Origin of the sequence: Streptomyces sp. NPDC091371, assembly GCF_040684275.1 — a bacterium.
Lineage (GTDB): Bacteria > Actinomycetota > Actinomycetes > Streptomycetales > Streptomycetaceae > Streptomyces.
On record NZ_JBFBFP010000014.1, the window covers coordinates 112,511 to 124,034 of the forward strand.

Consider the following 11,524-nt stretch of genomic DNA (forward strand, 5'->3'; position numbering starts at 1 on the left):
CCTCCCCAGCCGGAGGGGCCATGCGGACACACAAGGATCCGCCGTACGGGTGCTACCGGGCCCGTGCGGCGGATCGTTGATATACAGGCAAAAGAGAATTTCGACGAGGAAGGCACGGCCGCCGCACGTGAGGGACACACGAGAAAGCCGGCTGCTCCTGGTGCTTCTGATCGCCATCGCGTTCGCACTGATCACGGTGGACATCAGGGCAGGCGAGGAGTCGCCGGTCGACGGTGCCCGGCAGGCCGCCGCAGCGGTCTTCGGCCCCGTCGAGAAGGGCGTGGCGACGGCCGTCGACCCGGTCGCCAACGCCATAGGGGCCGTACGGGACTCCGGGAGCCGGCACAACCGCATCGCCACGCTGGAGCGGGAGAACGCGGCGCTGAAGGCCAAGCTCGGCAGCGACGACCAGACCCGCAGCCGGATCCGCGAACTCGACGAGATGCTCAAGCGCGCGGGCGCCGGACAGTACGGCATCAAGGGCGCCGAGGTCATCGCCATAGGAGCGGCCCAGGGCTTCTCCTGGACCGTCACCATCGACGCCGGCAGCAGGGACGGCATCGAGCGCGACATGACCGTCCTCAACGGGGACGGCCTCGTCGGCCGCGTCACCACCGTCGGCCCCGACACCGCCACCGTCGTCCTCGCCAACGACCCCGACTTCACCGTCGGCACCCGCCTGGAGAAGACCGGCGAGCTCGGCTTCGCCACCGGACAGGGCGACCGCGCCCTGTCCGTGCAGATGCTCAACGGCAAGGCCAAGGTCAACCCCGGCGACCGGCTCGTCACCTTCGGCTCGCGCGGCAACAAGCCCTTCGTGCCGGGCGTGCCGATCGGCGAGGTCGTCAAGGTCGACTCCTCCCGCGGCGACCTGACCCGCACCGTCTGGGTGCGTCCCTTCGTCGGCTTCTCCCGCCTGGACATCGTCGGCGTCGTCGTCATGCCGCCGCGCGAGGACCCTCGCGACGCCGTCCTGCCGCCCAAGCCCGAAGTCAAGCCCACCCCGACCGTCACCGTCACGGTCACCCCGTCGTCGTCCGCCACCGTGCCCGCCAAGCCGGAAGACGAGTAGGAGCAGACCGCCCATGCGCTTCAACCGGATCCTGCTCGCGGCCACGCTCATCGTGGTCGCCCTCGTCGTCCAGGTCTCCGTCCTGGGCCGGCTCCAACTGCCCGGCGCCGTACCCGACCTGGTGCTGCTCACCGTCGTCGCCCTCGCACTCGTGTACGGGCACGTCAGCGGCGCCCTCATCGGCTTCGCCGCCGGCCTCCTCGCCGACCTCGCCCCGCCCGCCGACCACGCCGCCGGGCGGTACGCGCTCGTCCTGTGCGCCATCGGCTACATGGTCGGCCTGGTCCGCCCCGACAACGGGCGGTTCCGTTCCGCCTGGGGCCCCATGCTCACCGTCGTGGCCGCCGCGATCGGCTCCACCCTGCTCTACGCGGGCGTGGGCGCCCTCGTCGGCGACACCGCCGCCCGCCACGTGGGCCTGACCGGGCTGCTGTTCACCGCGACCCTCTACGACCTGCTGCTCGCGCCGTTCACCGTGCCGTTCGTCATGGCGCTGGCCCGGCGCGCGGAGAACGACCCGATGGCCGTCGAGGCCGGAGGCGGCCCCGCCAACAAGGCCGCCGACGTCTCCGCCGGCTGGCTGGCCGGCGGCACCGGCCTGCGCATCGGCAGCCAGCGCGGCGGCCTGCGCCTGAAGACCGCACGCTCCCGCGCCAACAAGGCCGGCCGCATAAAGGGCGTCAAGGCCGTCAAGGGTGTGAAGATCAAAAAGCTGTAGGGAGGAGCAGGCGTGACCAACATTCCGGAGACCGGCCGCACCTCCCGGGTGCAGATCCGGCTCATCATGATCCAGGTGCTCGTCCTCTCGATGTTCATCACCCTCGGCGGCCGCCTCTGGTACCTCCAGATCCGCAACGGCCAGGAGTACTACGACGAGGCGAAGAGCAACCACGTCCAGCGGGTCGTCCAGCCCGCGGTGCGCGGGGCGGTCCTCGACGCCCGCGGGGTGCCGCTCGCCGACAACGAGACCCGCCTGGTCGTCTCCGCCAGCCGCACGGCCCTGATGAAGATGAAGGACCGGGGCAAGGGGGTCATGACCCGCCTCGCCGACGTCCTGGACATGACGCCCAAGCAGGTCATGGAGAAGGTCCGCCTCTGCGACTCCGAGACCCCCGCGCCCTGCTGGAACGGTTCGCCCTACCAGCCGATCCCGATCACCCTCGAAGCCACCACGCAGCAGGCGCTGCAGCTCCGCGAACGCCCGGAGGAGTTCCCCGGCATCACGGCGGAGCCCACCGCCGTCCGCCGCTACCCGGCCCCCGGCGGGGCCCGCACCGCGCAGGTGCTCGGCTACCTCTCCCCGGTCACCGACGAGGAGATCCAGAAGGCCAAGGACACCGACTCGCCGCACCTGCGCTCCGACCAGGTCGGCCGCTCCGGGATCGAGCGGACGTACGACCGGCAGCTGCGCGGCAAGGCGCAGGTCACCTCGTACGAGGTCGACAACCTCGGCCGGGTCATGCACCAGACCCAGTCCGACCCGGGCGTGGCCGGATCCACGCTCGTCACCAGCATCGACGCCCGGGTCCAGTCCGTCGCCGAGTACGAGCTCCAGCAGGCGATGAAGACCGTCCGCAACGAGACCGACAAGATCACCGGCCGCAAGTACGAGGCCGACTCGGGCGCCGTCGTCGTCATGGAGGCCAAGACCGGGCGGGTCGTCGCGATGGCCTCCCAGCCCGACTACGACCCCAACTCCTGGGTTGGCGGCATCTCCGCCAAGGACTACGCCAGTCTCACCAGCCAGAAGTCCAACTACCCGCTGCTCAACCGGGCCATCCAGGGCCAGGCCCCCGCGGGCTCCATCTTCAAGGTGGTGTCGGCGAGCGCGGCCGTCCGCGCCGGCTACGCCTTCGACGACAAGTACAACTGCAGCGCCTCCTACAGCATGGGCAACCGCAGCTTCGCGAACTTCGAGTCCAAGGGGCACGGCCCCATCACCCTTGCCGAGGCGCTCAAGTTCTCCTGCAACACCGTCTTCTACGCCCTCGGGCACAAGGAGTGGCAGCGCGACGGAGGCCTCAAGCCCAAGAAGGACGCCCACGACTGGTTCTACCGCACCGCCCGCGAGTTCGGGCTCGGCTCGGAGACCGGGATCGACCTGCCGAACGAGGTCACCGGCCGCATCCCCGACCGCCAGTGGAAGAAGAACTTCTGGGCGGCCAACAAGGACTCCTGGTGCAAGCAGGGCAAGAAGGGCGGCACCTACGTCGAGCAGATCGCCTACGAGAGCTGTCTCGAAGGCAACCAGCTCAAGGCGTTCGACAGCATCAACTTCGCCATCGGGCAGGGCGACGTCCTCGTCACCCCCATCCAGATGGCCACCGCCTACTCCGCCATCAGCAACGGCGGCACCCTCTTCAACCCCACCGTCGGCAAGGCCGTCATCAGCCCCGACGGCAAGCACATCGAGATGATCAAGCCCCAGGCCCACGGCCGGCTGCCGATCGACGCCCAGACCATCGCCAACCTCGACAAGGGCCTGCGCATGGTCGTCGAGCCCGGCGGCACCGCCGCCTGGCGGTTCGGCGGCTGGCCGCTGGACAAGATCCCGATGCGGGCCAAGACCGGCACCGCCCAGGTCTACGGCAAGCAGACCACCTCCTGGCTGGCCACCTACACCGACGACTTCACCATCGTCATGACGATCTCCCAGGGCGGCACCGGCTCCGGAGCCTCCGGCCCCGCCGTCCGCAACATCTACAACGCCATCTACGGCCTCGACATGGCCGGCAAGCAGGACGTCAAGAAGGCCCTGCTGCTGGGACCCGAGACGAAACTGCCCAGGATCCGCCCCGACGGCTCCATCGACTCCCCCGAGATCCGGCCGTACGTGCCGCCGTCCCCGGAGGAACTGGCACCGCCCGCGCTCGCCGGCCCGCCGGCCGCGCGCCCCGCATGGCACGACTGAGGACCGAAACAGACATGCAGACCGCCAACAAGTTCTCCGTCTCCCGGTACGCGCCCGAGCGCGGGGCGATGGCCAAGCTCACCGCCCGCGACTCCGTGGTGCGCCGGCTCGACTGGCCGATACTCCTGTCCGCCCTCGCGCTGTCCTTCATCGGCGCCCTGCTGGTGTGGTCGGCGACCCGCAACAGGACCACGCTGAACCAGGGAGACCCGTACTACTTCCTGGCCCGCCACGCCCTGAACACCGGCATCGGCCTCGTGCTGATGATCGGCACCATCTGGCTGGGCCACCGCACGCTGCGCGGCGCCGTGCCGGTCCTGTACGGGCTCTCCCTGCTGCTGATCATCGCCGTGCTCACCCCGCTCGGCGCGACCATCAACGGCGCCCACGCGTGGATCGTGATCGGCGGCGGATTCTCCCTCCAGCCCTCCGAGTTCGTGAAGATCACGATCATCCTGGTCATGGCGATGCTGCTGGCCGCCCGGGTGGACGCGGGCGACCTCGTCCACCCCGACCACCGCACCGTCGTCAAGGCCCTGTGCCTGGCCGCCGCCCCCATGGGCATCGTCATGCTGATGCCCGACCTCGGCTCCGTCATGGTCATGGTCGTCATCGTCCTCGGCGTGCTGCTGGCCTCCGGCGCATCCAACCGCTGGGTGCTCGGCCTGATCGGCTCCGGCGCGGCCGGGGCCATCCTGATCTGGCAGCTCGGCGTCCTCGACGAGTACCAGATCAACCGCTTCGCCGCCTTCGCCAACCCCGAGCTCGACCCCGCCGGCGTCGGCTACAACACCAACCAGGCGCGCATCGCGATCGGCTCCGGCGGCCTGACCGGCTCGGGCCTCTTCAAGGGCTCCCAGACCACCGGCCAGTTCGTCCCCGAGCAGCAGACCGACTTCGTCTTCACCGTCGCGGGGGAGGAGCTGGGCTTCCTCGGGGCCGGGCTGATCCTCTTCCTGCTCGGCGTCGTGCTCTGGCGGGCTTGCATGATCGCCCGCGAGACCACCGAGCTCTACGGGACCATCGTGTGCGCCGGGATCATCGCCTGGTTCGCCTTCCAGTCCTTCGAGAACATCGGGATGACCCTCGGGATCATGCCGGTGGCCGGCCTTCCGCTGCCCTTCGTCTCGTACGGAGGCTCGTCCATGTTCGCCGTGTGGGTGGCCATCGGGCTGCTCCAGTCGATCAAGGTGCAGCGTCCTTTGTCAGCCTGATCTCGGCCTGATCCGCCGTTCACCCTGCCGACGTGATCCGTTCAGGACTACGTTCGAACCATGGCGGACACGAAGCGCGAGATCGAGCGGAAATTCGAGTTCATCAAGGCCAAGGGCGCACGGCGCGGGCTACCGGACCTGACGGGCACGGCCGCGATCGCGGCCGTCTCCGACCAGGGCACCGTCGACCTCGACGCCGTCTACTACGACACCCCCGACCAGCGGCTCGCCGCCGACGGGCTCACCCTGCGCCGCCGGACCGGCGGCGCCGACGCGGGCTGGCACCTCAAACTGCCCGTCTCCCCGGGCGTGCGCGACGAGATCGCCACCCCCCTCAGCGACACCGTCCCCCGCCCGCTGGCCGCCCTGCTGCGCTCCCGCGTACGCGACCAGGAACTGGAACCGCAGGTCAGGCTCCTCTCCTCACGCAAGGTCAGCCACCTCCTCGACGCCGACGGAGCCCTGCTCGCCGAACTGAGCACCGACACCGTCCGCGCCGAGCGGGGCGGGGCCGCCGCGGCCTGGACCGAGGTCGAGGTGGAACTCGCCGACGGCGTTGACCCCGCACTGCTCGACGCCGTCGAGAAGACCTTCCGCAAGGCCGGGCTCCGGGTTTCCGACGCCCCCTCGAAGCTCGCCCGCGCCCTCGTCGAGACCGACGCCGCGCCCCCCGCCAAGCCGCCCGCGGCCGGTCCCGGTGACGGCACTGCCGGCGCGCACGTGCTCGCGTACCTGCGCGAACAGCTCGACGCCCTGATCGCCCAGGACCCGGCCGTCCGCCGGGACCTGCCCGACTCCGTCCACCAGATGCGCGTCGCCTCCCGCCGGATGCGCAGCGCCTTCAAGACCCACCGGGGGCTCCTCGACCGCTCCGCCACCGACCCCCTCGGCGAGGAGCTGCGCTGGCTGGCCGCCGAGCTCGGCGTCGACCGCGACCAGGAAGTGCTGCTGGAGCGGATCCGCACCCGCCTCGACGAGCTCCCGCGCACCCTGCAGCTCGGCCCCGTCCGCGCCCGGCTGCGCGTGTGGAACACCACACGCCGCTCCGGCTCCAGGCGCCGCGCCCTGGCCGCGCTCGACAGCCCGCGCTACCTGGCCCTGCTCGACGCCCTCGACGCCCTGCTCGCCGAGCCGCCCCTGCTGAAGCCCGCCGCGGCCCCCGCCCGGGAGGCCCTGCCCGAGGCGGTGCTCCACGACTACGAGCGCCTCGCCGGCCGGGTCGGCGCCGCCCTCGCCCTGGACCCCGGGCACGAACGCGACCTGGCCCTGCACGAGGCCCGCAAGGCCGCCAAACGCGCCCGGTACGCGGCGGAGGCGGCCGTGCCCGCCCTCGGGAAGCCGGCCAAGCGCCTGGCGAAGTCCATGAAGGAGGTCCAGACCCTGCTCGGCGACCACCAGGACAGCGTGGTGGCCCGCGAAGCCCTGCGCGGCATCGGCGCCCAGGCGGCGGGCGGCGGGGAGTCGGCCTTCACCTGGGGCGTGCTGTACGCCCGCGAGGAAGCCATCGCCGAGTGCCGGGAACGGGAGCTTCCGGGCATTTGGGCCGCCGCCTCGAAGCAGGAGCTGCGGACCGCACTGGGATGATCATGTGGGTGGGGGCGGCCGAGCCTCGGGGTACGCTAGATAGCTGCCCCCTGCCCGCTTCACGAAAGTCGCGTGATGGCCGAGTCGGTCTTCCCTCAGCTTGAGGCCCTGCTTCCGCATGTGCAGAAGCCCATCCAGTACGTCGGTGGTGAGCTCAACTCCACCGTGAAGCCGTGGGAGTCCTGCGACGTCCGCTGGGCTCTCATGTACCCGGACGCGTACGAAGTCGGGCTGCCCAACCAGGGCGTCATGATCCTGTACGAAGTGCTCAACGAGCGCGAGGGCGTCCTCGCCGAGCGCACCTACAGCGTCTGGCCCGACCTCGAAGAACTGATGCGCGAGCACAAGGTGCCGCAGTTCACCGTGGACAGCCACCGCCCCGTGTCGGCCTTCGACGTGTTCGGCCTGTCCTTCTCCACGGAGCTGGGCTACACCAACATGCTCACGGCCCTGGACCTCGCGGGCATCCCGCTGGAGTCCAAGGACCGCACGGTCGACCACCCGATCGTCCTCGCGGGCGGCCACGCGGCCTTCAACCCCGAGCCGATCGCGGACTTCATCGACTGCGCGGTCATCGGCGACGGCGAGCAGGCCGTCCTCGACATGACCGAGATCATCCGCACCTGGAAGGCCGAGGGGCGGCCGGGCGGGCGTGAGGAAGTCCTCTTCCGCCTGGCCAAGACCGGCCAGGTCTACGTGCCGGGCTTCTACGACGTCGACTACCTGCCGGACGGCCGCATCGCGCGCGTCGCCCCGAACAAGTCCGGCGTCCCCTACCGGGTGTCCAAGCACACGGTCATGGACCTCGACGAGTGGCCGTACCCCAAGCAGCCCCTGGTCCCGCTCGCCGAGACCGTCCACGAGCGGATGTCCGTGGAGATCTTCCGCGGCTGCACCCGCGGCTGCCGCTTCTGCCAGGCCGGCATGATCACGCGCCCCGTGCGGGAGCGAAGCATCACCGGCATCGGCGAGATGGTGGAGCGCGGGCTCAAGGCCACGGGCTTCGAGGAGGTCGGCCTCCTGTCCCTCTCCTCGGCGGACCACACCGAGATCGCGGACATCGCCAAGGGCCTCGCGGACCGCTACACGGACGACAAGGTGGGCCTCTCGCTCCCCTCGACCCGCGTGGACGCCTTCAACGTGGACCTGGCGAACGAGCTGACCCGCAACGGCCGCCGCTCGGGCCTCACCTTCGCCCCCGAGGGCGGCTCCGAGCGCATGCGCAAGGTCATCAACAAGATGGTCTCGGAAGAGGACCTGATCCGCACCGTCGCCACCGCGTACGGCAACGGCTGGCGCCAGGTGAAGCTGTACTTCATGTGCGGCCTGCCGACCGAGACCGACGAGGACGTGCTCCAGATCGGCGACATGGCGGTCAACGTCATCGCCAAGGGCCGCGAGGTGTCGGGCCAGAACGACATCCGCTGCACCGTCTCCATCGGCGGCTTCGTCCCCAAGCCGCACACCCCCTTCCAGTGGGCCCCGCAGCTGTCGGCCGAGGAGACGGACGCCCGCCTGGGCAAGCTCCGCGACAAGATCCGCGGCGACAAGAAGTACGGCCGCTCCATCGGCTTCCGCTACCACGACGGCAAGCCGGGCATCGTCGAGGGCCTCCTCTCCCGCGGCGACCGCCGCATCGGCGACGTGATCCGCGCGGTCTACGAGTCGGGCGGCCGCTTCGACGGCTGGCGCGAGCACTTCTCGTACGACCGCTGGATGGAGGCGGCGGAGAAGACGCTGCCGGCGTACGGCGTGGACGTGGCCTGGTACACGACCCGCGAGCGCACGTACGAGGAGGTCCTGCCCTGGGACCACCTGGACTCCGGCCTCGACAAGGACTGGCTCTGGGAGGACTGGCAGGACGCCCTCGACGAGACCGAGGTCGACGACTGCCGCTGGACGCCGTGCTTCGATTGTGGCGTGTGTCCGCAGCTCTCGACGAGCATCCAGATCGGCCCGACGGGCAAGAAGCTGCTGCCGCTGAGCGTGGTGGGCGACTCCCAGAAGTCGTGACATCGTGCCGATGCCCCCTGCCGAGGCAGGGGGCATCGGCGTTTCTAGAGGTTGGTTTCGAGCCCGGGGCCGGTGGATGAGGAAGTGTTGGCGTTGGCCGCCGAGGCGCTCGGCACCCAAACGGTTGAAGACACGGTGAACGCGGCGCTGGTCGAGGTCGCGGCACGCGTCCCGCGCCGGGCGTCAGCCGACTGAAACGGGTCCGGGCGCAACGATGCGGGGCTGCGGCGTGTCTCTAGCGGCATGGACCTGGAGAAGACGCAGTCGGCGCCGCAGGGCGAGGGGTGCCTCGTCGGGGTCGTCCGGATACCCGTGAAGATCGTGGCCGTGCTGGTCATACTGCCCGTACGGGTGGCCTGGGACCTGCTCGTCGTCTTCGGGCGGATGCTGAACCGGCGCGTGGTCGGGCCGGTGGGGCGGGGGCTGGGCTGGTTCTACGAGCGTGCCGTTCGGCCGGTGCTGCGCGGGCTCGGGTGGGCGGCGGTCGCGCTGCTGAAGCTGGTGTTCGTCTGGCCGTGGGTGGGGCTGTGGCGGTACGTGCTCGTGCCGGTCGGGCAGGGGCTGGCCTGGCTGGGGCGGGCCGTGCGCGCGCACGTCCTGGATCCGGTCGGGCGGGGGATCCTGTGGTTGGGCTGGGCCTTGGGCGCGTATGTGCTCCGCCCTGTCGGGCACGGGGTCGTGTGGTTGTGGCGGGCCGTCGGGACGTACCTGCTGCGGCCCCTGGGCGACGGGATCGCCTGGGCCCTGCGCGGGATCGGACGCTACCTGCTCCTGCCGCTGGCCAAGGGGGTGGCGTGGCTCGGGTGGGCACTGGCCATGGCGCTGTTCGTGTGGCCGTGGGTCGGCCTGTGGCGCTACGTGCTGGTGCCCGGAGGCAGTGCGCTGCTCCGGTACCTGCTCAAGCCCGTCGCGGCTGCCGTCGTATGGCTGGTCGTCGCCGCGTACCTGTACCTGATCCTTCCGCCGGCCCGGGCGGTCGCCTGGCTGGCGGCCCGGGTGTACGCGTACGTACTGACTCCCGTCGGGCACGGGGTGGCGTGGTTGGTGCCGCGTGTGTTCACGGCCGTGTTCGTGTGGCCGTGGGTGGGGTTGTGGAGGTACGTGCTCGTGCCCGTCGGTCACGGGCTGGCCTGGCTCGGGCGGGGAATGGGGGTCGCGGCCGCGTGGCTCGGTCGGGCCGTGTCCGTCTGGCCTTGGGTTGCGCTGTGGCGGTACGTCGTGCGGCCCGGGGCGGTCGGCGCGTACCGGTACGTGCTCGCGCCTGCCGGGCGCGGACTGTACGCGTACGTGTTGACGCCCGTCGGGCGTGGGGTCGCGTGGTTCGTGCCGCGTGCGTTCAAGGCCGTGTTCGTGTGGCCGTGGGTGGGGCTGTGGAGGTACGTGCTCGTGCCGGTCGGGCGGGGGCTGTACGTGTATGTGCTCATGCCGCTCGGACGGCTGGCGGTCAGCGCGTGGCACCTTGCCGGGCGGGTCAGCCGGGCGCTCGGGCGGGGGATCGTGTGGTTGTGGCGCGGGCTCGTCGCGCGGCCCTCCGCCTGGGTGTACCGGCAGGTGGCCACTCCTGTCGGGCACGCCGTCCGCGAGGTGTGGCGGACCTCCCGCGCCGCGGTGCGGGAGGCTCGGGCCGAGGTGCGGCAGGTGCTGTTCAGTACTCCTCCGCGGGAACCGGCGAGGTCACGGGCGCGTACTCTGGGTAGTACGACAGCCGCCGACGCGGCACCCGCTGACGAGATCTCCCTGCGCCAATGGCAGGGGTGAGCCGGAGCGGGTCGACAGACCTCAGGGCGACGCGCGAGCCGCGGAGCCCCGCACAAGGAGAAGAACCACTGGGCAAGCGACAGCCCGAAGGCCCGCCTCCCGCACCGGTGGTGCAGCGCATCCGACTGCGCTACACCAAGCGCGGACGCCTCCGGTTCACCAGCCACCGTGACTTCCAGCGCGCGTTCGAGCGCGCCCTGCGCCGCGCCGAGGTGCCCATGGCGTACTCGGCCGGCTTCACCCCGCACCCGCGCGTCTCGTACGCGAACGCGGCCCCGACCGGGACCGGCAGTGAGGCCGAGTACCTGGAGATCGGTCTCGCCGAGGCCCGCGATCCCGAGAAGCTCCGTGAGCTGCTCGACGAGTCGATGCCGGCCGGCCTCGACATCATCGACGCCGTCGAGGCCCGTACCTCCGGCCTCGCGGACCGGCTGACCGCCTCCGTGTGGGAGCTGCGCCTGGACGGCGTGGAGCTCGCAGAGGCCGAGCGGGCCGTGGAGGCCTTTCTCGCCGCCGAGACGGTGGAGGTGCAGCGACGGACCAAGAACGGCATGCGGACCTTCGACACGCGTGGCGCCGTCGTCAGCCTCGAGGCGCTTCCTTTCGCTGGTGATAGGCCGCTGGACAGTGCCTGTGCGATACTGCGGCTGGTTGTTCGGCATTTGACACCTGCCGTGCGACCCGACGACGTCCTGTCCGGTCTCCGAGCTGTGGCCGACCTGGCGCCGCCGGTCCCCTCTGCGGTGACCAGGCTGGCGCAGGGGCTCTTCGACGAGGAGTCCGGCACGGTGACCGACCCGCTCGCGCCCGACCGCGAGGCTGTCACGGCCGCCCCACCCACGGCCGCCGTAGCCGCCGACGCGAAGGCGCCGGAAGGTCCCGCCGCGTAGGGATCGTCGTCGTCGCGCAGCCCTGGTACTCGGGAGCCACCTGGGTCGGGCCGCGCACAGACCTGAAGACTTCCGCCAGGCC

9 protein-coding genes are annotated in these 11,524 nt (G+C 71.0%); all 9 read left to right on the top strand.

Going from position 1 to position 11,524, the window contains the following annotated elements; translation table 11 throughout:
- Window positions 1-127 precede the first annotated feature (127 nt).
- The 9 genes from mreC to AB0O21_RS18140 all read left to right on the top strand — a co-directional run bounded on the left by mreC (window position 128) and on the right by AB0O21_RS18140 (window position 11,442).
- Window positions 128-1,072, top strand: coding sequence for a rod shape-determining protein MreC (gene mreC / locus AB0O21_RS18100; protein ID WP_365172119.1), 945 nt, complete (start codon window positions 128-130; stop codon window positions 1,070-1,072).
- Window positions 1,073-1,085: 13 nt separating this feature from the next.
- A complete protein-coding gene (mreD, locus tag AB0O21_RS18105; RefSeq protein WP_365172120.1) occupies window positions 1,086-1,790 on the top strand; it encodes a rod shape-determining protein MreD in 705 nt (234 codons plus the stop codon).
- Between the two features lie 12 nt (window positions 1,791-1,802).
- Window positions 1,803-3,983 (top strand): penicillin-binding protein 2, encoded by a 2,181-nt coding sequence (mrdA, locus tag AB0O21_RS18110; protein ID WP_365172121.1) that lies wholly within the window; start codon window positions 1,803-1,805, stop codon window positions 3,981-3,983.
- Window positions 3,984-3,997: 14 nt separating this feature from the next.
- Window positions 3,998-5,197, top strand: a complete 1,200-nt coding sequence (gene rodA, locus AB0O21_RS18115; protein WP_365172122.1) for a rod shape-determining protein RodA — start codon at window positions 3,998-4,000, stop codon at window positions 5,195-5,197.
- Between the two features lie 60 nt (window positions 5,198-5,257).
- On the top strand, window positions 5,258-6,781 hold the full coding sequence (locus AB0O21_RS18120) for a CYTH and CHAD domain-containing protein (RefSeq protein ID WP_365172123.1): 1,524 nt from the start codon (window positions 5,258-5,260) through the stop codon (window positions 6,779-6,781).
- A gap of 72 nt (window positions 6,782-6,853) precedes the next feature.
- Window positions 6,854-8,794, top strand: coding sequence for a TIGR03960 family B12-binding radical SAM protein (locus tag AB0O21_RS18125; RefSeq protein WP_365172124.1), 1,941 nt, complete (start codon window positions 6,854-6,856; stop codon window positions 8,792-8,794).
- Window positions 8,795-8,866: 72 nt separating this feature from the next.
- Entirely contained in the window at window positions 8,867-8,989 is a 123-nt protein-coding gene (locus AB0O21_RS18130) for a hypothetical protein (protein ID WP_365172125.1), read from the top strand.
- A gap of 48 nt (window positions 8,990-9,037) precedes the next feature.
- Complete coding sequence (locus AB0O21_RS18135) at window positions 9,038-10,552, top strand: hypothetical protein (RefSeq protein WP_365172126.1); 1,515 nt, start codon at window positions 9,038-9,040, stop codon at window positions 10,550-10,552.
- Window positions 10,553-10,662: 110 nt separating this feature from the next.
- Window positions 10,663-11,442, top strand: coding sequence for a TIGR03936 family radical SAM-associated protein (locus AB0O21_RS18140; protein WP_365172127.1), 780 nt, complete (start codon window positions 10,663-10,665; stop codon window positions 11,440-11,442).
- Window positions 11,443-11,524 lie beyond the last annotated feature (82 nt).

Bases quoted from the DNA above. Each gene is read 5' to 3' on its own strand.
- mreD (WP_365172120.1), top strand. From the start codon at position 1,086: ATGCGCTTCAACCGGATCCTGCTCGCGGCCACGCTCATCGTGGTCGCC.
- rodA (WP_365172122.1), top strand. From the start codon at position 3,998: ATGCAGACCGCCAACAAGTTCTCCGTCTCCCGGTACGCGCCCGAGCGC.
- AB0O21_RS18120 (WP_365172123.1), top strand. From the start codon at position 5,258: ATGGCGGACACGAAGCGCGAGATCGAGCGGAAATTCGAGTTCATCAAG.
- AB0O21_RS18135 (WP_365172126.1), top strand. From the start codon at position 9,038: ATGGACCTGGAGAAGACGCAGTCGGCGCCGCAGGGCGAGGGGTGCCTC.